This window comes from Mesorhizobium sp. M0045 (assembly GCF_040323385.1).
Taxonomy (GTDB): Bacteria; Pseudomonadota; Alphaproteobacteria; order Rhizobiales; family Rhizobiaceae; genus Mesorhizobium.
The window spans coordinates 58,610-85,347 of the sequence record NZ_JAMYUY010000011.1; the positions used below are offsets into that span (position 1 = coordinate 58,610).

The window sequence follows — 26,738 nt, forward strand, 5'->3', positions numbered from 1 at the left end:
GAGGACAAAATGCCTATCAACATCACCATGCCGGCGCTGTCGCCCACAATGGAAGAGGGCAACCTTTCCAAGTGGCTGGTCAAGGAGGGCGACAAGGTTTCGCCCGGCGACGTGATTGCCGAGATCGAGACCGACAAGGCAACGATGGAAGTCGAAGCCGTCGACGAAGGCACGGTCGCCAAGCTGGTGGTTCCGGCGGGCACTGAAGGCGTCAAGGTTAATGCGCTGATCGCGGTGCTGGCGGCTGAGGGGGAGGATGCGGCGGCCGCCGCGAAAAGCGGTGACGGCGCTGCGCCGGCAAAGGCTGAGGCTCCGAAAGCGGACGCCTCCAAAGCTGAAACACCAAAGCCCGAAGCGCCGAAGCAGGAGCCTGCCGCAGCTGCAGCTAAGGCGGAAGCGGCGCCGGCCGCCAACGGCCATGCAAACGGTGAGCGCATCTTCGCCTCGCCGCTGGCCCGGCGCATCGCCAGCGAAGCCGGTATAGATATCGCGGCGCTGACCGGCTCCGGCCCCCACGGCCGCGTGGTAAAGGCCGATGTCGATGCCGCAATTTCTGGTGGCGGCGCCAAGGCGGCACCAGCAAAAGCGGCCCCCGCTGGCGCTGCGGCGCCTGCCGCCGCAGCACCCAAGGCGATGCCGGACGAGCAGGTGCTCAAACTGTTTGCCGAAGGCTCCTACGAGTTGGCCCCCCACGACAATATGCGCAAGACCATTGCGCGGCGGCTGGTCGAGGCCAAGACCACCATCCCGCATTTCTATCTGACGCTCGACTGCGAACTCGACGCACTTCTGGCCCTGCGCACGCAGATCAATGCGGCCGCCCCGGTGAAGAAGACCGAGAAGGGCGAAACGCCGGCCTACAAGCTGTCGGTCAACGACATGGTCATCAAGGCTCTTGCCATGGCGCTGATAGCGGTTCCGGACGCCAATGCGTCGTGGACAGAAAACGCCATGATCAAGCACAAGCACGCCGATGTCGGCGTTGCCGTGTCGATCCCCGGCGGCCTCATCACCCCCATCATCCGGCGTGCTGACGAAAAGACGATGTCCGTTATCTCCAACGAGATGAAGGACCTTGCCGGCCGCGCCCGCAGCCGCAAGCTGAAGCCGGAAGAATATCAGGGCGGCACCACGGCGTTGTCCAATCTCGGCATGTTCGGCGTCAAGGATTTTTCTGCCGTCATCAACCCGCCGCATGCGACGATCCTGGCGGTTGGCGCCGGCGAGCAACGCGCGGTGGTGAAGAACGGCGAGATCAAGATCGCAACAATCATGTCGGTGACGCTGTCGACCGATCACCGCGCAGTCGACGGTGCGCTCGGCGCCGAGTTGCTCGTCGCCTTCAAGCGCATGATCGAAAATCCGATGGGCATGCTGGTCTAAGCAGGGAACAGGGCGGTGCGGAAATTCTACACCAGCCTTTTCGCCTCCATCCAATCCGGCTCGTAAACGATTATCGTACATTGGCTGTTCGGGCGGTAGCGATTGCGGATAGGTCTTTGTTGGAGCGGGGAAAACGCATGAAAACGGTCCTCTGCTATGGCGATTCGCTGACCTGGGGCTATGACGCGGCAGGCCTTGGCCGTCATCCGCCGGCGGATCGCTGGCCGAGCGTGCTGCAGGCAGCATTGGGCAGCGGCGTCGAGATCATCGCCGAAGGCCTGAATGGCCGAACCACCGCCTTCGACGATCACTTGGCCGGGGCGGACCGCAATGGCGCAAGGCTGTTGCCAACAATCCTGACGACGCACGCACCGATCGATCTGATCGTCATCATGCTCGGCGCCAACGATATGAAGCCGTGGATTCACGGCAATCCTGTCGCGGCAAAGCAAGGCATGCAACGCCTGATCGATATCGTGCGCGGTCACGACTACCCGTTCAATTGGCCGGCGCCGCAGATCCTGATCGTCGCGCCGCCCGTAGTCAGCCGCACGGAAAACGCCGAGTTCAAGGAAATGTTCGCCGGCGGCGATGACGCGTCAAAGCGGCTGGCGCCGCAATATTCCGCCCTTGCCGACGAGGCCGGCTGCGGCTTCTTCGATGCCGGCACGGTGGCCAAAACGACGCCGCTCGACGGCGTCCACCTCGACGCAGAAAACACGCGGAACGTCGGGCAAGCGCTGGCGCCGTTCGTGCGCCTCATGTTGGAATTGTGAAGGAGAAAGCCGTGGCTGAGAACTACGACGTCATCATCATCGGCTCCGGCCCCGGCGGCTATGTCACTGCAGTGCGTTCGGCGCAGCTTGGCTTCAAGACGGCGATCGTCGAGCGCGAGCACTTGGGTGGCATCTGCCTCAACTGGGGCTGCATTCCAACCAAAGCGCTGCTGCGCTCCGCCGAGATCATGCACTATTCGGATCATCTGAAGGACTACGGCCTGAAGAACGATGGCAAGGTCAGCGTCGACACAGCCGCCGTCGTCGATCGGTCACGAAAGGTCTCGCTGCGGCTCAACGGCGGCGTCGGTTTCCTGATGAAGAAGAACAAGGTCGACGTCATCTGGGGCGAAGCCAAACTGACCAAACCTGGCGAGATCGTCGTGTCGAAATCGTCGAAGAAGCCGATGGAGCCGCAGCCGCCGGCGCCGAAGGGCGTCAAGGGCGAGGGCACCTATAGCGCCAAGCACATCATTCTGGCGACCGGCGCCAGGCCGCGCGCGCTGCCCGGCATCGAGCCTGACGGCAAGTTGATCTGGACCTATTTCGAGGCGATGGTGCCGAAAGAGATGCCAAAATCGCTGCTGGTGATGGGCTCGGGCGCCATCGGCATCGAGTTCGCCTCGTTCTACCGCACCATGGGCGCCGAGGTGACGGTGGTCGAACTGCTGCCAGCCGTGATGCCGGTCGAGGACGCCGAAGTGTCGAAGTTTGCGCAAAAGCAGTTCGAGAAGCAGGGCATGAAGATCATCCTCGAAGCCAAGGTAACCAAGGTCGAGAAGGGCGCCAGTTCGGTCACCGCGCATGTCGAGATGAAGGACGGCAAGGTCGAGAAGATCACCGCCGATCGTCTGATCTCGGCCGTCGGCGTACAGGGTAATATCGAAAACCTCGGCCTCGAGACGATCGGCGTGAAGACCGACCGCGGTTGCGTCGTCGTCGACGGCTACGGCAAGACCAACGTGCCGGGCATCTACGCCATCGGCGACGTTGCCGGACCGCCGATGCTCGCCCACAAGGCCGAGCATGAGGGCGTGGTCTGTGTGGAAAAGATCGCCAATTTCCCCGGCGTGCATGCCACCGACAAGCTGAAGATCCCGGGCTGCACCTATTGCAATCCGCAAGTCGCCTCGGTCGGACTGACAGAAGCCAAAGCGAAAGCCGACGGAAAGGACATCCGTGTCGGCCGCTTTCAGTTCGCGGCAAACGGCAAAGCGATTGCGCTCGGCGAGGACCAAGGCTTCGTCAAGACCATTTTCGACAAGAAGACCGGCCAGTTGCTGGGTGCCCACATGGTCGGCGCAGAAGTAACCGAACTGATCCAGGGCTTCGTCGTGGCGATGAATCTGGAGACCACCGAGGAAGAGCTGATGCACACGATCTTCCCGCACCCGACGCTGTCAGAGATGATGAAGGAGAGTGTACTCGACGCCTATGGTCGCGCACTGAATGCATGATAAATTAGTTGGGCGAGTCTCACAGGGAAGACACAAAGGAACTCGACGGCAGAGCAATTCGTTTCGCAGGCATCATCCATCATACAAGGAGAGGGCATATGGAAATGAACGGCGTGGGCTGGGTAGCAGCCATCATCATCGGTGGCCTGGCGGGATGGCTCGCCGAGATGGTCATGAAGAGCAATACCGGCATCCTCATGAACATCGTTCTCGGCATTGTCGGCGCAATCGTGTTGAATGCCATCTTGCAGGCCCTGAACATCGGCATCTTCGGCGTCGGCTGGATCGCCTATCTGATCACCGGCTTCATCGGCGCCTGCATTCTGATTGCGGTCGGACGACTGGTGCGCCGCTAACCTCTGTCGGCACTTGCTATGCGAAAAAGGCCACCGCGGCATGCGTGATCGCGGCCTTTTTCTTTTCGCCGAAAAGTCCTAGATGACGTGGGTAGAGCGAGCGCTGGACAAGCGCTTGCCAATGAGCCGGGTTTCACATGGTCACCGTCCTCGACACGATTGCCAATGCGCCGCGCCTGCGGCATCCCGAAAAGGCGCACAAGCCGGATCAGGACGTACTGCGCAAGCCCGACTGGATCCGCGTCAAGGCGCCGATGTCGAAAGGCTATGCCGAGACGCGCGAAATCGTGAAGTCTCACAAGCTAGTGACGGTTTGCGAAGAGGCGGGCTGCCCCAATATCGGCGAGTGCTGGGAGAAGAAGCACGCCACCTTCATGATCATGGGCGAGATCTGCACGCGGGCCTGCGCCTTTTGCAATGTCGCCACCGGCATCCCGACCGCACTCGATCCCGACGAGCCGGCGCGTGTCGCGCATGCGGTCAAGCAGATGGGCTTGAGCCATGTCGTCATCACCTCCGTCGATCGCGACGATCTCGCGGATGGCGGGGCCCAGCATTTTGCCGATGTCATCCGTGCGATCAGGGCAGCAACCCCGTTGACGACGATCGAAATCCTGACGCCCGATTTCCTGCGCAAGGACGGTGCGCTGGAGATCGTCGTGGCGGCCAAGCCGGATGTTTTCAACCATAATCTCGAGACCGTGCCGTCTAACTATCTGACGGTTCGGCCGGGCGCGCGCTATTTCCACTCGATCAGGCTCTTGCAGCGGGTCAAGGAGCTTGACCCCTCGATCTTCACCAAGTCTGGCATCATGGTTGGCCTTGGCGAGGAGCGGAACGAAATCCTGCAACTGATGGACGACCTGCGTTCGGCCAATGTCGACTTCATGACCATCGGCCAATATCTGCAGCCGTCGAAGAAACACCATCCGGTGATCCGCTTCGTCACGCCTGAGGAATTCAAGTCCTTCGAGACGATCGGCAGGACCAAGGGCTTCCTGCTGGTGGCGTCGAGCCCGCTGACGCGCTCGTCGCACCATGCCGGCGACGATTTCGCCAGACTACGCGCGGCGCGTGAAGCGTTTCTCAGGAAGTCCGCCTAACAAACTGGTTTCATGCCACAATTCGAAGCCCATCGCCGCGTCGCGCATACGCCGGATCAGATGTTCGCTCTGGTCGCCGATGTCGAATCCTATCCGCAATTCCTGCCGCTTTGCGAGGCACTGACGGTTCGCTCACGCAAGGAACGCGACGGACGCACCTTGCTCATCGCCGACATGAGCATCGGCTACAAGGCGATCCGCGAGACCTTTACCACGCAGGTGCTGCTGAATCCGGATGAGAACGCCATCGATGTCAAATACATTGACGGCCCTTTCAAATATCTGAGCAATGTCTGGCGCTTCGACCCGGCGAACGGCAGCGGTTGCAACGTCTGCTTCTTTATCGACTACGAGTTCAAGAGCCGCATTTTGGGTGCGTTGATGGGAACCATGTTCGACCGCGCCTTCCGCATGTTCTCCGAGGCGTTCGAGAAAAGGGCCGAAATCATCTACGGCGCGCCATCGGCAGCCTGATCCGCAGCGAGCGCGCGCAGACCCAGCTCAAGCGCATGCCGGACTGTCTCCCGGCGGATGAAATCACGGCCCTTGTCGGCGAACAGCTGGCATTCGCTGACTACCGGCCGGCCAGCCAGGGCAACGCCGAACCAGACCAGGCCGACAGGTTTTTCCGCCGAGCCGCCGGCCGGACCGGCGATGCCAGTTACCGCCAGCGCAAGCCCGGCCGGCGAATGGGCCAAGGCTCCGGCCGCCATCTCCACCGCGGGCTCGCGGGCGCCCCCGCCGGGCGCCTCGAGCGTAGCGGCCGAGATGCCGAGCATCTCGGTCTTGGCCTGGTTGGAATAGGTGATGAAGCCGCGATCGACCACCGCGGAAGAGCCGGCGATGTCGGTCAGGGCGGCGATGATCATGCCGCCGGTGCAGCTCTCGGCCGTCGCCAGCGTGATGCCGCGCTGCTGGCAGGCCTGAAGCAGGGCATCTGCGAGATCGCTATTGCTCACTCGGGGACATCCCCTGGAAACACGACGCTGGCGGTCGCGATGGCCGCTATGCCTTCCTCACGGCCGACGAAGCCGAGCTTCTCATTGGTTGTCGCCTTGATCGAAATGCGATCGCGCGAAATTCGCAGGATTGCGGAAAGCGTTTCGGTCATGGCCTCGCGATGCGGGCCGACGCGCGGCGCCTCGCAGATCAGGGTGATATCGACGTTGGCGATGCGCCCGCCGCGCGCGCGCACCAGCTTGGCCGCGTGTTCGACGAAGATGCGTGAAGCGGCCCCTTTCCACTGTGGGTCGGAGGGCGGGAAATGCGTGCCGATGTCACCGGCGCCGCAGGTGGCGAGCAGGGCGTCGGTCAAGGCGTGGAGACCGACATCGGCATCCGAATGGCCGGACAATTTCCTGTCGTGTGGAATGGCGACGCCGCACAGGGTGACATGGTCGCCGGGCTCGAACGCATGGACGTCATAGCCATTGCCCGTTCGGATGTCGGGAAAACGTGGGGCGCTAGAAAGCCGCTGATCCGCCATTGCAATATCCCGTGCCCAGGTCAGTTTGACGTTCTCCGGCGAGCCGGGAACGATCTTCACCGGAATATGCGCCCATTCGGCGATTGCCGCATCGTCGGTGAAATCCGCTTTGCCCAGATGATGAGCCTTTTCGTGCGCAGCCAGAATCGGCCAGAACGGAAAGCCTTGCGGTGTCTGTGCGGCATACAGCCCGGCCCTGGACACGGTTTCGCCGATCATGCCTTCTGCCGTTTCGCGCTTGAGCGTATCGGCAACCGGCAAAGCAGGCAGTGCCCCCTGGCGCTCGCCAATAGCGGCGATCGTGCGGTCTATCAGTTCCGCATCGACAAACGGCCGGGCCGCATCATGGATCAGGACCCGGCCCGGCGCATTGCTTCTCAACGCCAGCAATCCAAGGCGGACGGACTCCTGCCGTGACGTACCGCCGGTCACAGCGACGACACGGTCGGCGTTCGCACCGGCCGCACGGCGGAAAAGCGCGCCGTCGTCGGCATGAATAGCAACGACGACAGGTCCAATCTTCGGATGCGTCAGAAAGGCACCGAGCGTGCGTGCAACAACGGCGCCGCCGCCAATTTGCTGGTACTGCTTCGGCCCATTGACCTGTCCGGCGCGCGCGCCGCGGCCGGCAGCAACGATGACCACGGCGACCTTGTCGTCCGCAGCTTGCTTTTCGCTCACATCTCTCATGCCGAGACGCTTAACGCATGATCCCGAAAAGTGGTATCGCTTTTGAAAGGCCCAGGATTGATGCGGTGCGGCGATCCGTTTTTTTCCCAAATGCGCCTTAATGTCACGACATTGCGCGTTGCACATTGCCGTCGTTCTGGCTAGAGAATGTGCAGCAACCGAAGGTGCTTGGTTTTTGTGCATGCCTGATGTGACCAAATTAGCTTCGCCGCTGGATGTGGGTGGCGTGAGAATCCGCAATCGCGTATTTCTCGCGCCCATGTCGGGCATCACCGACGAACCGTTCCGGCAACGCGCGCATGCGCATGGCGCCGGGCTGGTCGTATCGGAAATGGTGGCGAGCGGTGAGCTTGCAAAGGGCAGGGCTGGTTCCGGCCTGCGCATCCGTCATTCCGGGCTGCCTGTCCACATGGTCCAGCTTGCCGGCCACGAGGCAATGCACATGGCCGAAGGCGCGCGAATCGCGGTCGGCGAAGGCGCCGACATCATCGACATCAACATGGGCTGTCCGGCCAAAAAGGTGACGGGCGGCTATGCCGGTTCGGCACTGATGCGAGACCTCGACCACGCGTTGTCGCTGATCGAAGCGGTAGTCGGCGCGATCGCGGTGCCAGTCACGGTCAAGATGCGGCTCGGGTGGGACGAAGGCGCGCTCAACGCGCCGATGCTGGCGCGACGCGCCGAGCAGGCCGGGGTGAAGATGGTGACGGTGCACGGCCGCACGCGTTGCCAGTTCTATCAGGGCAAGGCCGACTGGCGTGCCATCGCACGCGTCAAGCAGGCGGTCTCGATCCCGGTCGTTGCCAATGGCGATGTCGGCTCGCCGGCAGAGGCCGCGTCGATCCTCGAGCAGTCTGGCGCCGACGCGGTGATGGTCGGCCGCGCGCACTATGGCGCGCCGTGGACGGCCGGCAGCATTGTAGCGGCCGCGCTGGCCGAGCCGGTATCCAGCATGCCGGAAAGCCCGCAAGCGCTGGCCGACTACGTCATTGCCCATTACGAAGACATGCTGGCGCTCTATGGCGTGGAAAGCGGAGTGCGCCAGGCGCGCAAGCATCTCGGCTGGTATCTCGACCGCCACGCCGGCGGCACAAGCGACCACCGGCGCAAGACCATACTCACGTCTTTCGAGCCTGGGCGTGTCATTGCGTTGCTGCGCGACATGTTTTCAACCGCTCCCGAAGCGGCGAACCTGCGGAGTGCGGCATGAACGCCACCGTCACACAGAGCACGGATATGGCGGACGCCGCGCATATTGTGCTCAACACCATTCGCCGGCCGGTAATCATGGTCGATCCGCAAGGTTTCATCACCTTCGCCAATGCCGATGCCGAGGATTTTTTCCGGTCGAGCGCCACGATGCTCGCCCGCAACACGCTGCACAAGCTCATTCCTTTCGGCAGCCCGCTGCTGACGCTTGTCGACCAGGTGCGCGAGCGCCGGGCGCCGGTCAACGAATATCGGGTCGACGTGTCGTCGCCACGTCTCGGCATCGAGAAGGTGGTCGACCTCTACGTCGCACCAGTGACGGAATTTCCAGGCTCGGTCGTGGTGATGTTCCAGGAACGCTCAATGGCCGACAAGATCGACCGGCAGATGACGCATCGCGGTGCGGCACGCTCGGTCACCGGCCTCGCCGCGATGCTTGCCCATGAGATCAAGAACCCGCTGTCCGGCATTCGTGGTGCTGCGCAGTTGCTAGAGCTGTCGGCGTCCGACGAGGATCGCGCACTGACCAGGCTGATCACCGACGAGACCGACCGCATTGTCTCGCTGGTCGACCGCATGGAGGTGTTTTCCGACGAGCGGCCGATCGACCGCTACCCCGTCAACATCCATGTCGTGCTCGACCATGTCAAGGCAATCGCCAAGAACGGTTTTGCCAAGCGAATCAAGATATTGGAGGACTATGATCCATCATTGCCTCCGGTTTTTGCCAATCGCGACCAGCTCATCCAGGTGTTTCTCAATCTGGTAAAAAATGCCGCCGAGGCGATCGGCAGTGATCCGCAGGGCGAGATCATGCTATCGACCGCCTTCCGTCCGGGCATCCGTGTTTCCGTACCCGGGACCCAGGACCGCGTATCGCTGCCATTGGAATTCTGCGTGCGTGACAACGGTTCGGGTGTTTCCGAAGACATCCTGCCGATCCTATTCGATCCTTTCATCACTACCAAGCCGAACGGCTCCGGTCTCGGTCTGGCGCTGGTCGCAAAGATCGTCGGCGAGCATGGCGGCATCATTGAATGCGAATCGACCCCGCGCGGCACCACTTTCCGCATCCTGATGCCGGCGTGGAAAGAAACCCAGTTTGGCACCGACGACGACGGTGAAGGAGACCGCAAATGACCGTTCGCGGCAATATTCTCGTCGCCGACGACGATGCGGCCATCCGCACTGTCCTCAATCAGGCGCTTTCGCGCGTCGGCCATGACGTGCGCGTCACCTCCAACGCCTCGACGCTGTGGCGCTGGGTGGCGGCGGGCGAGGGCGATCTCGTAATCACCGACGTCGTCATGCCTGACGAGAACGCCTTCGACATGCTGCCGCGCATCAAGAAGGCGCGACCGGAACTGCCGGTCATCGTCATGAGTGCGCAGAACACGTTCATGACCGCGATCCGTGCCTCCGAAACCGGGGCCTACGAGTATCTGCCGAAACCGTTCGACCTGACCGAGCTGCTCAACATCGTCAACCGCGCTCTTTCCGAGCCGCGGCGGCCGAAGATCGATACGCGAGCCGACGAGCCGCCGGAAACGATGCCGCTGGTCGGCCGCTCGGCGGCCATGCAGGACATATACCGCATGCTAGCGCGCATGATGCAGACCGACCTGACGGTCATGATCAGCGGCGAGTCGGGTACCGGCAAGGAACTGGTGGCGCGCGCGCTGCATGAGTACGGCCGCCGCCGAGGCGGTCCGTTCGTCGCTATCAACATGGCGGCGATCCCGCGCGACCTGATCGAATCGGAGTTGTTCGGGCACGAGAAGGGCGCCTTTACCGGCGCGCAGAATCGCTCCACCGGCCGTTTCGAGCAGGCCGAAGGCGGCACGCTCTTCCTCGACGAGATCGGTGATATGCCGATGGAAGCGCAGACGCGGCTGCTGCGTGTGTTGCAGCAGGGCGAATACACCACGGTCGGCGGCCGCACGCCGATCAAGACCGACGTGCGCATCGTCGCTGCCACCAACAAGGACCTGCGCACACTGATCAATCAGGGGCTTTTCCGCGAGGACCTGTTCTACCGCTTGAATGTTGTGCCGCTCAGGCTGCCGGCGCTGCGCGAGCGGTCGGAGGACATTCCGGACCTCGTCCGCCACTTCTTCAAGCTCGGCGTCAGTGAAGGCTTGCAGACCAAGCGCATTTCCACCGGCGGCATCGAGCTGATGAAGCGCTACCCATGGCCCGGTAATGTGCGCGAACTCGAAAACCTCATCCGCAGGCTGGCCGCACTGTATTCGCAGGACGAGATTTCCGCCGAGATCATTGAGGCGGAGTTGAAGACCGGCGAAAGGCCTGTCGTTCCAGGTGGCGGCAACCTCATTCCCGATGACCTTTCCATCGGCCAGGCGGTGGAGCATTTCCTGCAACGCTATTTTGCCTCGTTTGCCGGCGACCTGCCCCCGGCCGGGCTCTATCAGCGAATCCTCTCCGAGGTCGAATATCCGCTGGTCCTCGCCTCGATGACCGCAACGCGCGGTAACCAGATCAAGGCTGCCGAATTGCTGGGGCTCAACCGCAACACGCTGCGCAAGAAGATTCGCGAACTCGGCGTCAACGTCTACAAATCGTCCAGGCAGGTCTAGACGAATCCCTTTACGAGCGCTTTCCAGGGGATCGATTGCCGAAAGATTTCCGTCTCGGCCACACTTGTTGCATAATCGCCACAATGCGTTGCATACATCCGACGTAATCACTGGCTCTAGACGGCGACATGGCCCTGCACGCACCGACACTGAGCAAATCGCTTTTCAGCAATACGGGCGCGCGAGACGGTCGCCGGCTGCTTGCGCTGCCGGGCGTGATCGCCATTGCCGGTGCGCTGGTGACGGCGGCGATCTCCTTCGCCATTCTGGTCGGCGCGACGCCGATCACGCCCGACGCGAGGACGACGCTGGCGCTGATTGCGCTTAATGCGGCGTTCGTCCTGTTTCTGATTTTGCTGGTCGGCCGCGAGGTGCACCGCATCCTGATGGCACGACGGCATGGCAAGGCTGCGTCGCGCCTGCATGTGCGCATCGTGGCGATGTTTGCGCTGGTCGCCGCCATCCCCGCCATCATGGTGGCGATCATCGCGTCGATCACGCTCGACATCGGCCTCGACCGCTGGTTCGAGATCCGCACCAAGACGATCGTCAATTCGTCGTTGTCGATCGCTGACGCCTATGTGCAGGAAAACGCGCGAAATCTTCAGGGCACGACGTTGTCGATGGCTTACGACCTCGACGCTTCGCGCACGCTTTATGGCCTCGATCGTACCGGTTTCCTCGACCTCATGAACAAGGAGGCGGTGGGTCGCTCGCTGGCGCACGCAGCACTCATCAAGCCCGATGGTTCCTTCGTCATGAGCGCCAAGACCGACGCGGACTTTGCCATGCCAGAGCCGCCTGAGGGCGCCGTGGCAAGCGCTGCAGACGGCAAGCCGGTGCTGATAGAACCGCGCACCCGCAACATCATGGGTGCCATCGTCAAGCTGCGCGAGATCGACGGCCTCTATCTCTACACCATCCGCCTCGTCGATCCCGAGGTGATCAAGGCGCGGCAGATCGTCAAATCCAACACAGCCGAATATCGCGGTCTCGAAGACAATCGCCGCACCTCGCAAGTGGCTTTCGCGCTTCCCTATCTGTCGTTGACACTGATCATTATCCTGTCCGCCATCTGGACCGGCATTGCGGTGGCCGACCGCCTGGTGCGGCCGATTCGTCAGCTCATCGGCGCGGCCGACGAGGTCGCTACCGGCAATCTCGACGTAGCCGTGCCTGTCCGCCCCTCCGACGGTGACGTCGCCTCGCTCGGCGACACCTTCAACAAGATGCTGATGGAGCTGAAATCGCAGCGCAACGAGATCCTGTCGGCCAAGGATTTGATCGACGAGCGGCGGCGCTTTTCGGAGGCGGTGCTTGCCGGCGTCACCGCCGGGGTCATCGGCGTCGATCCATATGGCATCGTCACCATCGTCAACCGTTCGGCCGAAACGATGCTGGCCATATCCGCGCCGGCAGCGCTTGGGCAGAACCTTTCCGCGGTGCTGCCGCATGTCGGCCGCGTCTTCGAGATCGGCCGCAAATCGGGCAAGCCGGTCTATCGCGAACAGGTTACCTTCTATCGTGCCGGCACCGAACGGACCTTCAACGTGCAGATCACGATTGAAGCCGGCGACGACGGTTCGGAGGATAAGTCCTACGTCGTGACAGTCGACGACATTACCGATCTGGTCCAGGCACAGCGTTCCTCTGCATGGGCCGACGTGGCGCGGCGCATCGCCCACGAGATCAAGAACCCGCTGACGCCGATCCAGCTTTCGGCCGAGCGCATCAAGCGCCGTTACGGCAAGGTCATCACCGAGGACCGTGAGGTTTTCGATCAATGCACCGACACCATCATCCGGCAAGTGGAGGACATCGGCCGCATGGTCGACGAGTTCTCGGCGTTCGCCCGCATGCCGAAACCGGAAATGAAGGCAATCGATCTGCGCGATTCGTTGCGCGAGGCCTCGTTCCTGGTCGAAGTAAGCCGCGCCGACATCACCTTCGAGCGCGTCTTCGGCAATGAGCCGCTCAAAGGCACGTTCGACAGCCGCCTGATGGCGCAGGCGTTCGGCAACGTCATCAAGAATGCTGCCGAAGCCATCGACGGACTTGATGCAGAGGATCGTCCGCACGGCATAATCCGGATTCAAGCCGGGCGTCAGAATGGCGCGATTCGAATCGACGTCATCGACAACGGCAGGGGCTTGCCGCGCGAAAACCGGCAGCGCTTGCTCGAGCCTTACATGACGACACGCGAGAAAGGCACCGGGCTTGGCCTCGCTATCGTCAAGAAGATCGTGGAGGACCATGGCGGGCGACTCGAATTGCATGATGCACCAGCGGACTTCCACGATGGGCGGGGTGCAATGATCAGCATCATCCTGCCGGTTGCCGCCACAGTTCCGATACGCGGCGAGGGCAAGACGGAACACGAAAAAGAAACTGAAAAGGTCGGTAATGGCGTCTGATATTCTCATCGTCGATGACGAGGAAGACATCCGCGAACTCGTCGCCGGTATCCTGAGCGACGAAGGTCACGAAACACGCACGGCGTTTGACGCCGACAGCGCGCTGGCGGCGGTCGCCGACCGAGCACCCCGGCTGATCTTCCTCGACATCTGGCTGCAGGGTTCGCGGCTCGATGGCCTCGCTTTGCTGGACGAGATCAAGACGATGCACCCGAACCTGCCGGTGGTGATGATCTCGGGCCACGGCAATATCGAAACGGCGGTCTCGGCCATCCGCCGCGGCGCCTATGATTTTATTGAAAAGCCGTTCAAGGCCGACAGGCTGATCCTTATTGCCGAACGGGCGCTTGAAACGTCCAAATTGAGACGCGAGGTTTCGGATCTCAAGTTGCGCAGCGGCGAGACTTTCGACCTCATCGGCATGTCGTCGGCAATGAGCCAATTGCGCCAGACCATCGAGCGCGTCGCGCCGACCAACAGCCGCGTCATGATTATCGGCCCCTCCGGCTCGGGCAAGGAACTGGCGGCGCGCGCCATCCACGCATTGTCGGCGCGCAAGAGTGCACCTTTTGTGACGCTGAGCGCCGCCAACATCACGCCTGAGCGTATGGAGATCGAGCTGTTCGGCACCGAATCGAACGGCGTCGAACGCAAGGTCGGCGCGCTGGAGGAAGCCCATCGCGGCATTCTCTACATCGATGAAGTGGCCGACATGCCGCGCGAGACGCAAAACAAGATCCTGCGCGTGCTGGTCGAACAGCAGTTCGAGCGGGTAGGGGGCACCAAGCGGGTCAAGGTCGACGTGCGCATCATCTCGTCGACCTCGCAGAACCTCGAAGCCATGATCGCCGACGGCCGTTTCCGTGAGGACCTTTATCATCGCCTGGCCGTGGTTCCGGTCATGGTGCCGGGACTGGCCGAGCGTCGCGAGGACATTCCTTATCTGGTCGACAATTTCATGAAGCAGATCGCTCGCCAGGCCGGCATCAAGCCGCGTCGCATCGGCGACGACGCGCTGGCGGTGCTGCAGGCGCACAACTGGCCGGGCAACGTTCGGCAGTTGCGAAACAATGTCGAGCGTCTGATGATCCTGGCGCGTGGCGACGATGTCGATGCGCCGATCACCGCCGACCTTTTGCCTGCCGAGATCGGCGACGTCATGCCGCGCACTCCAAACAAGTCCGATCAGCACATAATGGCGCTGCCGCTGCGTGAAGCACGCGAACAATTCGAAAAGGATTATCTGATCGCCCAGATCAACCGTTTTGGCGGCAACATCTCGAAGACGGCAGAGTTTATCGGCATGGAACGCTCTGCATTGCACCGCAAGCTGAAGTCGCTGGGCGTCTGACAGCCAAACCAGTCGTGGCCCACGCAATTATCGGTTACTGCGGTCCTTGGAATCGCATAAGAAAGCTGGGACTTCTTCCAGGGATTTGCCATGCCGCGCATTGCCTATGTTAACGGGCGCTACGTCGCTCACGCCGAAGCTTCCGTGCATATCGAAGACCGTGGCTATCAATTCGCCGATGGCGTCTACGAGGTCTGCGAGGTGGCACGAGGCTTCATCGTCGACATGTCGCGCCATCTCGCTCGATTGAACCGCTCACTTACCGAACTCTCGATCGATTGGCCGATCACGCGCGGCGTGCTGCCGCTCGTCATGCGCGAGGTGGTGCGCCGCAACCATGTCGTCGACGGTCTGGTCTACGTCCAGGTGACACGCGGCGTCGCCAGCCGCGAGTTTTTCTTCCCGCCGGCGGGCACGAAGCCGTCGCTGGTGGTGATCGCGAAAAAAGCCGATCCTGCAGTTGCCGCGAAGCGGGCCGAGAGCGGGATCCGGGTCATCACGGTGCCGGAGAACCGATGGGATCGGGTCGATATCAAGTCGGTCGGGCTGCTGCCGAACGTGCTGGCCAAGCAGAAAGCCAAGGAAGCCGGCGCTCAGGAGGCCTGGTTCGTTGATGTTGACGGTACCGTCAAGGAAGGTGGATCGTCGAACGCGTGGATCATCACCAGGGACGGCGTGCTGGTGACACGGCCCGCCGAGCACGGCATCCTGCGCGGCATCACCCGCACGACGCTGTTCGATGTCGCCGCCAAGCTCGGCCTGAAGATTGAGGAGCGCGGCTTTTCGGTTGCCGAAGCCAAGGCCGCGCGCGAGGTTTTCATCAGCTCTGCAACCACGATTGCCATGCCGGTGGTGGCGATCGATGGCGCTCCCGTCGCCAACGGCCACCCGGGCTCGATAACAGTTTCATTACGGCAGGCCTTTTTTGACGTTGCGGAAAAAAGTCCAGCCTGATAACCGCACAGATGGAATGAACATCAATATATCTCGTTCTGCTTGTCGTTACTGACGGCAAGATGGTGTTTGCGTGCTTGACATGTGCCGGCTAATTTGGCGCATTGGCCTGCAAACCGAAGGGGATCGGCGAAAGACAAGAACAATGGCGGAACGATCGCAAAATCTCCAGGACCTGTTCCTGAATTCAGTTCGCAAGAGCAAAAACCCACTCACCATCTTTCTCATCAACGGCGTGAAGCTGACCGGCGTGGTCACTTCGTTCGATAATTTCTGTGTTCTGCTGCGTCGCGACGGCCATTCCCAGCTTGTCTACAAGCACGCTATTTCCACGATCATGCCGAGCCAGCCGGTTCAGATGTTCGATGGTGAGGAAAGCCAGGGCGCCTGATTGGCACATGAGAAAGACGCGGACCGCAGCGTTCGCGGAAAACCAGCACATCAGACCGGGACAGAGGCCAACGGTCGGACCCGGGCGGTGGTCATCGTGCCGGTGCTTACCCGGCAGCCGCGTGGCGACGACGATACCAATCGTCCGCGCCTGACCCGTTCCGCCGAGGCCCGTCGCGACGAGGCGGTCGGCCTCGCCAGCGCCATCGACCTTGACTTGGTCCACACGGCGGTGTTGACCGTCAATGATCCACGTCCGGCGACCCTGCTCGGCAGCGGCAAGGTCGCGGAGTTCGCCGAGATCGTCAAAGAGGGCCACGCGGAAGTGGTCATTGTCGATCATCCGCTGACCCCGGTACAGCAGCGCAACCTCGAAAAAGAGTTGAACGCCAAGGTGCTCGACCGCACCGGGCTGATCCTGGAGATTTTCGGCGAGCGCGCCCGCACCAAGGAAGGCACGCTGCAGGTCGACCTTGCCCATCTCAACTACCAGAAGGGCCGCCTTGTCCGAAGCTGGACCCACCTCGAGCGCCAGCGCGGCGGCGCCGGCTTTCTCGGCGGTCCTGGCGAGACCCAGATCGAGTCGGATCGGCGTGTGCTGCAGGACAAGATCACCAAGCTGAAGCACGAGCTCGAAACCGTGCGCCGCACCCGCGACCTGCACCGCGCCAAGCGCAAGAAGGTGCCATTTCCGGTGGTGGCGATCGTCGGCTACACCAATGCCGGCAAGTCGACGCTGTTCAACAGGCTGACCGGAGCAGGGGTGTTGGCCGAAGACATGCTGTTTGCCACGCTCGACCCGACGCTGCGCCGCGTGCGCCTGCCGCACGGTACGCCGATCATCCTTTCCGATACGGTCGGCTTCATTTCCGACCTGCCAACGCATCTGGTCGCGGCCTTCAGGGCGACGCTGGAGGAAGTGGTCGAGGCAGACCTCGTCATTCATCTGCGCGACATCTCCGATCCCGATACGGCCGCGCAAGCCGAAGATGTCGAGCGCATCCTTGCCGATCTCGGCGTCGATGCCCGCGATAGCAAGCGCGTCATCGAAGTATGGAACAAGATCGACCGGCTCGACGAGGGCAACCGGGCGCGGCTGCTTGCTGATGGTGCTGACGGCAAGAAGGCACCGCCAATCGCCATATCGGCGGTGACCGGCGAGGGCATCGAAGCGCTGAAGGCGATCATCGAGACGATGATGTCGGGCGAACTGGAGACGTTCACCGTCACGCTCAAGCCCGACCAACTCGCCGTCGTCGACTGGCTTTACCGCAACGGCGACATCGTCTTGCGTGATGACAATGAGGATGGCAGCGTGACCATCGCGCTCAAGGCCACGCACAGCGCCCGGCAGGAGATCGAAAGCCGATTGCGCCGTCAAAACAACGGGTAGGGGCCTTACTTCGCGCTTTTCGCTTGCTGCCAGAGCGCTTCCATCTCGTCCAGCGTCGCTTCTTCGAGGCTGTTTCCCGACGCTTGCAGCGTCCGCTCGACATAGTGGAAGCGCGATCGGAATTTTTCGTTGGTGCCGCTGAGTGCCGCTTCGGAATCAATTTTGAGGTGCCGGCCGAGATTGACGACCGCAAACAGCATATCGCCGAACTCATCCTTGATCGGCGCGCTGTCGCCTTTGGCCAGCGCTTCGCGCAATTCGCCGATCTCCTCCTCTATCTTTTCGAGGATCGGTGCCGCCTCGCTCCAGTCGAAGCCGACGCGGGCGGCCTTTTCCTGCAGCTTGAGCGCCCGGGTCAGCGCGGGCAGCGCGACCGGCACGCTGTCGAGAAAGCCCTTACCATGGTCTTCCGGGTCGAGCCCACGGGTGAGGCGCGCACTGCGCTTCTCCGCCTTTTCCTCTGCCTTGATCTTTTCCCACATGCCCTTGGCCATGCCGGCGCTGCGCGCCTTGTCGTCGCCGAAGACATGGGGATGGCGGCGGATCATTTTTGTGGTGATGGCCTGGACCACATCGCCGAATGAAAATTCGCCGGCCTCCTCGGCCATTTGCGCGTGGTAGATCACTTGCAGAAGGAGATCGCCGAGTTCTTCCCGCAGATCGTCGAGGTCGCCGCGCGCAATGGCGTCCGCCACTTCGTAGGCTTCCTCGATCGTGTATGGCGCGATTGTCGAAAAGTCCTGCTCGATATCCCACGGGCAACCGGTTTCCGGCGCCCGCAGCGCTGCCATGATCTCGATCAGCCGGGAAATGTCTTTCGAGGGTTTCATCTGGGAAACGCTATCCTGTACACGGCTGTGCGGCCAACGGCTTCAGCCGGTGAGGGCGCCTTGTCCACAGATGGGCCGCCAGACCATGATACGAAAGTGGAAGCCGGTTTCCGGAAGATCCTAGTTAGCAAAAGCATCAGTCGAGCACGGAGACGATCGCCTTGGCGAGCGCATCCATGCCGTCCTCGGGCAGCCCGGCAACGTTGATGCGGCTGTCGCCGACCATGTAGATGCCATGCTCGGCGCGCAGCCGCTCGACTTGCGCTTCCGACAGGCCGAGCCGGGAAAACATGCCGCGATGGCTGGCGACGAAATCGAAACGGTCGGAGTTGGACTGCCGGCGCAGCGCCTCGGAGAACTGGACGCGCAGCCGCAGCATGCGCAGCCGCATCTCTTCAAGCTCTGCCTCCCAATCGGAACGCAATGCGGGGTCTTCGAGCACGATGCGCACCGCCGCCGCGCCGTGGTCCGGCGGCATCGAATACATGGCACGTGCCGCCGACAGCATCTGGCCCATCGCCAAATCCGCCTGCGCGCCGTCTTTTGCCATGATCAGCGCTGCACCGACTCGGTCGCGATAGACGGCAAAGTTCTTCGAGCAGCTCGAGGCAACGACCATTTCCGGAACTTTTGCCGCCAGAAGGCGCAAGCCGGCGGCATCCGCATCAAGCCCGTCGCCAAAGCCCTGATAGGCGATGTCGACAAAGGGCAGCAGGCCGCGCTCAACGACAAGATCGGCAATGGCAGCCCATTGCGGGATGTCTAGATTGGCGCCCGTCGGGTTATGGCAACAGCCATGCAACAATACGACGTCGCCAGGATTCGCGGTTCTCAATGCATTCAGCATGTCGTCGAAGCGAACCGCACCAGAAGCAGCGTCGAAATAGGGATATTCCCGTGTCTGCAGGCCAGCGGCGCGCATCACCGGCGTGTGGTTCGGCCATGTCGGATCCGACAGCCAGACCATCGCGTCTGTGCGGGTCCTTTTCAGCAGCTCTGCCACCAGCCGCAGCGCGCCGGAGCCGCCGGGCGCCTGTGCCGCACGAATGCGCGTCATGTCGGCGGCTGGGCCGAACACCAACCTGGCCATCGCCGCGTTGAAGGCGGTATCCCCGGCAAGGCCGAGATAGGTCTTGGTATCCTGGCTGTGCAGCAACCGCTTTTCGGCTTCGCGCACCGCGCGCATCACCGGCGTCTTGCCGTCGCGATCCTTATAGACGCCGACCCCGAGATCGACCTTGTCGGGACGCGGGTCGGCGCGATAGAGGCCGATCAAGGCCAGGATCTTGTCGGCAGGCGCGGGCTGGAGATTTTCGAACATCGATAAGTTTCCGTTGGCGGCGGAGTGATACGCAAACCGGCCGTGCTTTGCCAGCAGTTTCATATGCGCCAACTCGGCGTCGGTTTGCCTCGAGGGCGGCCGATCCTATCTGCCGGGCGAGGGCAGGCGCGATATCTCCCAGAGAGAGCGCGGCGAGCCGAAAATTCGGGGAGAGCGGGATTAAAATTCCGACCTGCTCCGTAAACAGGACATGAAACGGCCGATGCCACGCTTCGACATTCTGGGACAGCTCGGTTCACTGCGCCGCTATGCACGCTCGCTGACACGCGACAGCGCCGATGCAGAGGATCTGGTGCATGATGCGCTGGTGCGTGCCTATGAGCGACGCGGCAGCTTCCGCTCCGGCGGAAACCTTCGCGTATGGCTGCTGTCGATCGTCCACAACGCGTTCATCGACGGCTTGCGATCCCGCAAATCCGAAGCAATGCGCATCGAACAGGCCGGCTATCTCGCCGAGGCCAGCGTCCAGGCTGCGCAGGAACATTCGGTCCGTCTGGCACAGGTGCGCGACGCTTTTTTCACATTGCCGGAAGAGCAACGTTGCGCGCTGCATCTCGTCGCCATCGAGGGGCTCAGCTACAGCGAGGCGGCCGAGGTTAGCGGCGTGCCGCTTGGCACGCTGATGTCGCGCATCGGCAGGGCACGTGCGGCACTCCGCGAGATGGAGGACGCGGCACCGGCACGGGCGAAAGGCCATCTGAAGATCGTCGGAGGTCGATGATGAACCAACTGCGCGATCCCGTGACCGACACCGATCTCGACGCCTATGTCGACGATCAGCTGGACGTGGCGCGTCGCATCGAGGTCGAGGCGTTCCTTTCGGCCCGGCCGGAGGCGGCCGCGCGGGTGATGTCCGACCTGCGGATGCGTGACGAATTGCGCGTAGCGCTTGCCGGATCGAAAGGCATGGCGCGGCCCGCGACGGCCGATGCTGCACGGCGGCTGGAGCGGGGATTGGCGCGCGGCCGCGTCCTTGGTGCTTTGCAGCGAGCGGCGGCAGTCGCTGTCTTCGTCGCCGCCGGCTGGCTTGCGAACGGGCTCATCGGACCGATATCGGTGACGGAAGTCGTCGCTTCGACCCATCCGCCCGCCTATGTGGAGGACGCGGTCCGGGCGCACCGCACGACGCTCGTGCGCGAGGCGATGTCGTCGCAACCCGAAGCGCCCGGCTACAATGCCGACGAAATTCGCGCCGCGACGGCGATCATTATGCCATCGCTGCCAGCGGACTGGACGGTCCGGGACGTGCAGATCTACCCATCGCAGTTCGGCCCGAGCGTCGAGATGGCTGTCGAGACGAAAGAGATGGGGCTGGTCTCGTTGTTCGCAATCAGGCCCGGGACATTCGACGTCGTCAAGCCGACTGTCGTTCCCTCGGGCGACGTTTCCTCAGCTTATTTCCAGATCGGCGAGGTCGCCTACGCGGTCGTCGCACGTAGCGACATCCAAGGCATAGATCTCACGGCCGAAGCGCTCGCCAAGACGCTTTACTGATCGACCTTCAAGAAGGAGAACCACATGAACAATCTCGGATATATCGGGGCCGGAGCCCGAGCCGGAGCCGTCTACGACGAAGGCCTGCGCCGGCACATGCTGCGCGTCTACAACTACATGGGCCTTGGCCTCGTCGTTACGGGCGTGATCGCTTTCGTGGTGGCTTCCACACCCGCGCTTTACGTGCCGATCTTCTCCACACCGCTGAAATGGGTGGTTATGTTGGCACCACTGGCCTTTGTGCTCTTGTTCTCGTTCCGGATGCAGACGATGTCGGCGGCCGGCGCCCAGGCGATGTTCTGGGCATTCTGCGCGGTCATGGGGCTGTCGCTGGCTTCCGTGTTCCTGGTCTTTACCGGCACCAGCATCGCACGCACCTTCTTCATCGCCGCCACCATGTTCGGCGCGACCAGCCTTTACGGGTACACGACCAAACGCGACCTGACGCAGTTCTCGTCGTTCCTGATCATGGGCCTGATCGGCGTGGTGATCGCCAGCATCGTCAATATCTTCCTGGGCTCGACCGCGCTCCAGTTCGCGATCTCGGTGATCGGCATCGCCGTCTTCATCGGCCTCACCGCCTGGGATACCCAGACTATCAAGGAGCAGTATGCGGAAAACTTCGGTGCGGAATCACAGCAGAAGCTCGCTGTCTTCGGTGCATTCTCGCTCTATCTGAACTTCATCAACATCTTCCAACTGCTGTTGAACTTCACCGGCGAGCGCGAATAGCCGGCGTCGGACCACGACCGGAGGCGGATACCATGGACAGAAACGATCAACAGGCGATCGGACACCTCTTCGAGAAATTGGCAAATGTCGAGCGCCAGGCGCCGCCGCGCGATGCGGAAGCAGAGCGCTTTATCCAGGATCAGATCGGCCAGCAGCCTGGCGCGCCATATTACATGGCCCAGACGATCGTGGTGCAGGAGCAGGCCCTGAACGCAGCTCAGGCGCGCATCGAAGAACTGGAAGAGCAGGCGCAGCAGCCCGCCGGCGGTGGACCGCTCAGCGGCTTCTTCGGCCGCAGCGGCGGCAGGCGCTCGGGCTCGGTTCCGCGGGTAGGGCGCGCCGCCTCCGTCGCAACTGAAGGGCCGCAGGACACGCCACAGCGGGCAGGCGGCGGTTTTCTTGCTGGCGCTGCGCAGACCGCGATGGGCGTGGCCGGCGGAGTGCTGCTCGGCAACGCGATCGCCGGCATGTTTGGCGGCAGCGAAGCGAAGGCCGCTGAACAGCCGACGCCGCAGCCGGACGAAGCCGATCAGGCAGGCGATGCCAGCTCCGACAATGGCGGTGACTTCGGTGATATGGAGTTCTGACGAGCGACCCAGACTGTGCCTGTGCCGGCGCTGGTGACGATTGCGGGTCAGCATAGGCGAGATGGCGAGGGCAGCATCCGGGAAGCGAGCCCTCGCCGGCGGCTAATAACCCAGGCGCTTCAGTTCAGTCTTGACCGCTGCGATCGTCTTGAAGCGGAAGTGCTTCGTTGTGCCGTCGCGCCAATGGCAGTCGCATGTGGCGTCGAACTTCCGGCTCGCTTTCAATTGAGTCAGCGCCTTCTGGCCTGGCTTGGGGCCATCGAAGATGCGAACTTCGTAGAGCGTCCCTTCGACATCGTAGTGCATCTGAGCCCAGGAAAGTATCACGATCAGTTCCTTTGCCGGGTCGTGGTCGGCGTTGGCGAGGCCGAGCGCTATGTCCGGCGTGTCGCCCTCTTGTTCACCGATCGTGACCTGGATTGCGCGATATCTGTTGTCAGCTAGCCGTTGCAGCGCGACGAGCGGGCGTTCCGGATAGTCCTCAGCGGTCTGGTAATCGACGAAGAGTGTCTGGAGGCCGCTCCAGCTCACGGCTGTGGTGTGCGGATCAGCATTGTCGGCGAACCCGACAACACGTTTGGCGAAAGCCAGGTCGTTCTCGCCTGGCGCACGATCAAAGTCCTGCGCTCGCGCGCCAGTGAGCACGCAGGCGAGGGTGAGGACGAAACTTGTGAAGAGCCCAAGTCGCTTCATGATTCGCAACCGTAGCATGCCGGTTGCGAATCTTCGCGCCTGGCCGGCAGCAGCGGGATGGAAACCTTGTCCAACTCCCGCGCGCCCCTGGTCGCATAAGATAGATTATGGAACTGAAATGGCAGATAAGGATGTGGCGTGGAAGTAGCACCAGCGAGCCGCTGGGCCGAGAAATTGGTTTCACGCACCTTGCGAGATCCCACTCAGAAACCCAGCCGTAAAAACTTGGTCCTTCACGCTGATTCGTAAGGGATTTCGATCGTCATGCCATCATAAGCAGGCTCGACGTTGGCCGGCGTCTCGGCCATTACCGTGGCGTAGTCGAGTGGCACATGCATATGCGTCAGCACCGCGTTCTTCGGCGCCAGCCTTTCGATCCAGCCAAGCGCCTGGCCAAGCGACAGATGGCTCGGATGGACGGTGTATTGCAGCGCGTCGATGACCAGCACGTCCAACCCGCGCAAGCGCTCGGCGGTCGCGTCCGGAAAGTCGCTGACATCAGGGCAATAAGCCAGCCCGCCGATGCGGAAACCCAGCGAGGTGATGTCGCCATGAAGCTGCACCAGCGGTTCGAGGGTGAGGGCGCCGCCCTCGCCCTCGATCACCACCGGCCTGTCGTGGTCGATGATATGGGCGTTCACGATCGGCGGATACGAACTGCCTTTCGGTGTTTCGAAACAGTAGCGGAACGCCTCGCGTAAGCGCAGCATGGTGGCCTGATCGGCATGGATGTCGATCCGGTGGCGCTGCTCCAGTACGAAGCCGCGCAAATCGTCGATGCCGTGGATATGGTCGGCATGCGGATGTGTATAGACCACCGCATCGATGCGCCTGACCGATGCCAGCAGCATCTGCTCGCGGAAATCCGGGCCGGTGTCGATGACGACCGTGGTCCGGACGCCATTCGCCGCGATCCGCTCGACGAGCGCTGCGGTGCGCGTGCGCCGGTTTCGGGGGTTCGCGGGATCGCAACTGCCCCAGTCGCCGGTGATGCGTGGCGTGCCCGGCGATGAGCCGCAGCCGAGGACGGTAAGACGTAACCGGTCGCTCATGCGTCAGGCGCCCGGCGCGCTCGGGCGCGGCATTTTCCTGAACAGCCGGAAGAAATTATCCGTGGTGATATCAGCGATCTCGGCCTCGCTGAAGCCGATCGTCTCGGCCAGCACCTTGGCTGTATGCGCGACATAGGCGGGCTCATTGCGCTTGCCGCGAAACGGGATCGGCGCAAGGTATGGCGCGTCGGTCTCGACCAGCAGACGGTCGCGCGGCACATCGGCGGCGACGGCGCGCAGCTCGGCGGAGTTCTTGAAGGTCAGGATACCGGAAAACGAAACGTAGCCGCCGAGCGCGACACCGATCTCGGCTAGCCTGCGCCCAGACGAAAAACAGTGCAGGATGAAGGGGAAGGCGCCCTTCCCTGTTTCTTCTTCGAGGATGTCAGCCATGTCGTCGTCGGCGTCGCGCGAATGGATGACCAGCGGCAGACCGGTCACGCGCGCCGCGGCGATGTGGGTGCGAAAGCCCTGAGCCTGTGCGTCGCGCGGCGCATGATCGTAGAAATAGTCGAGCCCCGCCTCGCCGATCGCCACCACTTTGCGATGAGCAGAGAGCCGCACCAGATCATCGACAGTGACGTCAAGCTCTTCCGCCGCATTGTGCGGATGGGTGCCCACCGAGCAATAGACCTCATCGAAAGTCTCTGCAATCTCAAGCGCTTGGCTAAATCGCTTCACCCTCGTCGAGATCGTCACCATACGGCCGACGCCGGCCGCGAGGGCGCGGGCGACGATGGTCGCCCGCTCTTCGGCGAAATCCGGAAAGTCGAGATGGCAGTGACTGTCGACCAGCATCAGGCGCTTGTATCCGTTTGCTCGACATAGCGTGGAAATACTGGTTCCGGCGCCGGCAGTGCCGTACCGGACACCAGCGCATGAGCTTCGGCGACATGCGCGAAGTCGCGGCTGTCCGCCGGCACCGCCAAAAGATCGAGCAGCTTTGCCGCCGAGCCTGGAATGAAGGGCTGGCACAGCAATCCGACACGCCGGATCACCTCAGCCGTCGTCCACAGCACCGTTTCCATGCGTGCCGGATCGGTCTTCTTCAGCGCCCATGGCTCCTGCCCGGCGAAATAGCGGTTGGCTTCGGCCACCACGCCAAAGATCGCCGCCAGCGCCAAATGGATGCCCTGGTCGGCCATCGTCCTGCGCGCCGTGACAAGGGCGGCATCTGCCTGATCGAGGATCGCCTTGTCGGCGTCGCTCAATTCGCCACGCTTCGGCACCACGCCGCCGCAGTTCTTGGCGATCATCGACAGCGAGCGCTGCGCCAGATTGCCGAGATCGTTGGCAAGGTCGGCATTGGTGCGGTTGACGATCGCATCATGGCTGTAGCTACCGTCCTGACCGAACGGCACTTCTCGCAGGAAGAAATAGCGCACCTGGTCGAGACCGTAGTGCTCGATCATGGCGAACGGGTCGATGACGTTGCCGACCGACTTCGACATTTTCTCGCCGCGGTTGAACAAAAAACCATGCGCGAACACGCGCTTCGGCAATTCGATGCCAGCCGACATCAGGAAAGCCGGCCAGTAGACCGCGTGAAAGCGCACGATATCCTTGCCGATGACATGAACGTTTGCAGGCCAGAAAGACCATCTCTCGCTGGCCGGATCCGGATAACCGGCAGCGGTGATGTAGTTGGTCAGTGCATCGACCCAGACATACATCACATGCTTGTCGTCGCCCGGGACCGGCACGCCCCAGTTAAACGTGGTGCGCGAGATGGACAGATCCCTGAGGCCGGATTTGACGAAGCTGACGATTTCATTGCGCCGCTCCGCCGGCCCGACGAATTCGGGGCTGTTCTCGTATAGTGCGAGCAGCCTGTCCTGATAGGCGGAAAGCCGAAAGAAGTAGCTTTCTTCTTCGGTCCATTCGACAGGCGAGCCGAGCGGTTCGCGGCGCACGCCGTCGTCGCCGACCTTGGTTTCGGCCTCATCGAAATAGGCTTCCTGCCGAACCGAATACCAGCCGCTGTAGCGGTCGAGGTAAATGTCGCCATTCTCAGCCATGCGTGTCCAGATCGCCTGGCAAGCCTTGTAGTGCCGCTCCTCGGTAGTTCGGATAAAAACGTCGTTCGAGCAGCCGGTCGCTTCGAGCATCGAACGGAAGATCGCCGAATTGCGATCAGCAAGCGCCTTCGGCGTCAGGCCTTCGGCGTCCGCCGTCTGCTGCATCTTCAAGCCGTGCTCGTCGGTCCCCGAGACGAAGAAGACGTCCTTGCCGTCGAGCCGCTGGAAGCGGGCAAGCGTGTCGCTGGCGATCACATTGTAGGCATGGCCGATATGCGGCTTTCCGTTCGGATAGAAGATCGGCGTCGTGACGTAGTATTTTTCGCGTGACATGGATGAGCCGTCATGAATGTCTGAATGAAAGATGTCGCGGTGAGATATCGCATCGAAACGGCAATTGCCATCCGACGCCAATGTGGTGGCTTCGAAGT

General features: G+C 62.2%; 26 protein-coding genes. 18 read left to right on the forward strand and 8 right to left on the reverse strand.

Going from position 1 to position 26,738, the window contains the following annotated elements:
• Positions 1–9: 9 nt before the first annotated feature.
• The 6 genes from NKJ72_RS18510 to NKJ72_RS18535 all read left to right on the forward strand — a co-directional run bounded on the left by NKJ72_RS18510 (position 10) and on the right by NKJ72_RS18535 (position 5,549).
• Complete coding sequence (locus tag NKJ72_RS18510) at positions 10–1,383, forward strand: pyruvate dehydrogenase complex dihydrolipoamide acetyltransferase (protein WP_352478824.1); 1,374 nt, start codon at positions 10–12, stop codon at positions 1,381–1,383.
• Positions 1,384–1,520: 137 nt separating this feature from the next.
• Entirely contained in the window at positions 1,521–2,159 is a 639-nt protein-coding gene (locus NKJ72_RS18515) for an SGNH/GDSL hydrolase family protein (RefSeq protein WP_352478825.1), read from the forward strand.
• Positions 2,160–2,170: 11 nt separating this feature from the next.
• Entirely contained in the window at positions 2,171–3,616 is a 1,446-nt protein-coding gene (gene lpdA, locus NKJ72_RS18520; protein WP_352478826.1) for a dihydrolipoyl dehydrogenase, read from the forward strand.
• Positions 3,617–3,714: 98 nt separating this feature from the next.
• Positions 3,715–3,972 (forward strand): GlsB/YeaQ/YmgE family stress response membrane protein, encoded by a 258-nt coding sequence (locus NKJ72_RS18525; protein ID WP_023675081.1) that lies wholly within the window; start codon positions 3,715–3,717, stop codon positions 3,970–3,972.
• 137 nt (positions 3,973–4,109) lie between these two features.
• Positions 4,110–5,075, forward strand: coding sequence for a lipoyl synthase (gene lipA / locus NKJ72_RS18530; protein ID WP_352478827.1), 966 nt, complete (start codon positions 4,110–4,112; stop codon positions 5,073–5,075).
• A gap of 12 nt (positions 5,076–5,087) precedes the next feature.
• Entirely contained in the window at positions 5,088–5,549 is a 462-nt protein-coding gene (locus NKJ72_RS18535) for a type II toxin-antitoxin system RatA family toxin (RefSeq protein ID WP_352478828.1), read from the forward strand.
• Here the strand turns inward: NKJ72_RS18535 and NKJ72_RS18540 are convergent.
• Entirely contained in the window at positions 5,525–6,034 is a 510-nt protein-coding gene (locus NKJ72_RS18540; RefSeq protein ID WP_352478829.1) for a CinA family protein, read from the reverse strand. The two genes, NKJ72_RS18535 and NKJ72_RS18540, sit on opposite strands and share 25 nt — an antisense overlap.
• Positions 6,031–7,251: a bifunctional 2-C-methyl-D-erythritol 4-phosphate cytidylyltransferase/2-C-methyl-D-erythritol 2,4-cyclodiphosphate synthase gene (locus NKJ72_RS18545; protein WP_352478830.1), complete on the reverse strand. Its 1,221-nt coding sequence runs from the start codon at positions 7,249–7,251 to the stop codon at positions 6,031–6,033. Before NKJ72_RS18545 ends, NKJ72_RS18540 begins: the two co-directional genes overlap by 4 nt.
• 181 nt (positions 7,252–7,432) lie before the next feature.
• On the opposite strand from NKJ72_RS18545, the gene dusB reads away from it, so the two are divergent.
• The 8 genes from dusB (at position 7,433) to hflX (ending at position 17,559) form a co-directional block, all read left to right on the forward strand.
• Positions 7,433–8,461: a tRNA dihydrouridine synthase DusB gene (gene dusB / locus NKJ72_RS18550; protein WP_352478831.1), complete on the forward strand. Its 1,029-nt coding sequence runs from the start codon at positions 7,433–7,435 to the stop codon at positions 8,459–8,461.
• Positions 8,458–9,600, forward strand: a complete 1,143-nt coding sequence (locus NKJ72_RS18555; RefSeq protein WP_023675075.1) for a two-component system sensor histidine kinase NtrB — start codon at positions 8,458–8,460, stop codon at positions 9,598–9,600. Before dusB ends, NKJ72_RS18555 begins: the two co-directional genes overlap by 4 nt.
• On the forward strand, positions 9,597–11,057 hold the full coding sequence (gene ntrC, locus NKJ72_RS18560) for a nitrogen regulation protein NR(I) (protein ID WP_254817199.1): 1,461 nt from the start codon (positions 9,597–9,599) through the stop codon (positions 11,055–11,057). The genes NKJ72_RS18555 and ntrC overlap by 4 nt, the downstream gene beginning before the upstream one ends.
• Positions 11,058–11,185: 128 nt before the next feature.
• A complete protein-coding gene (locus NKJ72_RS18565) occupies positions 11,186–13,471 on the forward strand; it encodes a sensor histidine kinase NtrY-like (protein ID WP_352478832.1) in 2,286 nt (761 codons plus the stop codon).
• Entirely contained in the window at positions 13,461–14,822 is a 1,362-nt protein-coding gene (gene ntrX, locus NKJ72_RS18570) for a nitrogen assimilation response regulator NtrX (RefSeq protein ID WP_254817201.1), read from the forward strand. The genes NKJ72_RS18565 and ntrX overlap by 11 nt, the downstream gene beginning before the upstream one ends.
• 90 nt (positions 14,823–14,912) lie before the next feature.
• The gene (locus tag NKJ72_RS18575; RefSeq protein WP_352478833.1) at positions 14,913–15,776 is read left to right on the forward strand and encodes a D-amino-acid transaminase; all 864 of its coding nucleotides are present in this window, start codon (positions 14,913–14,915) and stop codon (positions 15,774–15,776) included.
• A 145-nt stretch (positions 15,777–15,921) separates the two neighbouring features.
• Positions 15,922–16,167 carry an RNA chaperone Hfq gene (gene hfq / locus NKJ72_RS18580; RefSeq protein WP_006202172.1) on the forward strand — a complete coding sequence of 82 codons (246 nt, stop codon included), beginning with the start codon at positions 15,922–15,924 and terminating at the stop codon, positions 16,165–16,167.
• A complete protein-coding gene (gene hflX / locus NKJ72_RS18585) occupies positions 16,168–17,559 on the forward strand; it encodes a GTPase HflX (protein ID WP_352478834.1) in 1,392 nt (463 codons plus the stop codon).
• Positions 17,560–17,564: 5 nt separating this feature from the next.
• Here hflX and mazG read toward each other — a convergent pair whose 3' ends face one another.
• Positions 17,565–18,389, reverse strand: coding sequence for a nucleoside triphosphate pyrophosphohydrolase (gene mazG, locus NKJ72_RS18590; protein WP_352478835.1), 825 nt, complete (start codon positions 18,387–18,389; stop codon positions 17,565–17,567).
• 136 nt (positions 18,390–18,525) lie between these two features.
• A complete protein-coding gene (locus NKJ72_RS18595) occupies positions 18,526–19,710 on the reverse strand; it encodes an amino acid aminotransferase (RefSeq protein WP_352478836.1) in 1,185 nt (394 codons plus the stop codon).
• A 211-nt stretch (positions 19,711–19,921) separates the two neighbouring features.
• Here NKJ72_RS18595 and NKJ72_RS18600 point away from each other — a divergent pair, with 211 nt between their 5' ends.
• The 4 genes from NKJ72_RS18600 to NKJ72_RS18615 are packed head-to-tail and all read left to right on the forward strand — an operon-like array spanning position 19,922 to position 22,544.
• Entirely contained in the window at positions 19,922–20,452 is a 531-nt protein-coding gene (locus NKJ72_RS18600) for a sigma-70 family RNA polymerase sigma factor (protein WP_352876799.1), read from the forward strand.
• Positions 20,452–21,225, forward strand: a complete 774-nt coding sequence (locus NKJ72_RS18605) for an anti-sigma factor family protein (protein WP_352478838.1) — start codon at positions 20,452–20,454, stop codon at positions 21,223–21,225. The genes NKJ72_RS18600 and NKJ72_RS18605 overlap by 1 nt, the downstream gene beginning before the upstream one ends.
• A 24-nt stretch (positions 21,226–21,249) precedes the next feature.
• Positions 21,250–21,957: a Bax inhibitor-1/YccA family protein gene (locus NKJ72_RS18610; RefSeq protein WP_254817208.1), complete on the forward strand. Its 708-nt coding sequence runs from the start codon at positions 21,250–21,252 to the stop codon at positions 21,955–21,957.
• Positions 21,958–21,989: 32 nt separating this feature from the next.
• A complete protein-coding gene (locus NKJ72_RS18615) occupies positions 21,990–22,544 on the forward strand; it encodes a DUF2076 domain-containing protein (RefSeq protein ID WP_352478839.1) in 555 nt (184 codons plus the stop codon).
• A gap of 102 nt (positions 22,545–22,646) precedes the next feature.
• Here NKJ72_RS18615 and NKJ72_RS18620 read toward each other — a convergent pair whose 3' ends face one another.
• The 4 genes from NKJ72_RS18620 to metG form a co-directional block, all read right to left on the reverse strand.
• Positions 22,647–23,237, reverse strand: coding sequence for a hypothetical protein (locus NKJ72_RS18620; RefSeq protein WP_352478840.1), 591 nt, complete (start codon positions 23,235–23,237; stop codon positions 22,647–22,649).
• A gap of 233 nt (positions 23,238–23,470) precedes the next feature.
• Positions 23,471–24,289, reverse strand: a complete 819-nt coding sequence (locus NKJ72_RS18625; protein WP_352478841.1) for an MBL fold metallo-hydrolase — start codon at positions 24,287–24,289, stop codon at positions 23,471–23,473.
• A 3-nt stretch (positions 24,290–24,292) separates the two neighbouring features.
• A complete protein-coding gene (locus tag NKJ72_RS18630; protein WP_352478842.1) occupies positions 24,293–25,087 on the reverse strand; it encodes a TatD family hydrolase in 795 nt (264 codons plus the stop codon).
• Positions 25,087–26,673 (reverse strand): methionine--tRNA ligase, encoded by a 1,587-nt coding sequence (gene metG, locus NKJ72_RS18635; protein WP_352478913.1) that lies wholly within the window; start codon positions 26,671–26,673, stop codon positions 25,087–25,089. The genes NKJ72_RS18630 and metG overlap by 1 nt, the downstream gene beginning before the upstream one ends.
• Positions 26,674–26,738 lie beyond the last annotated feature (65 nt).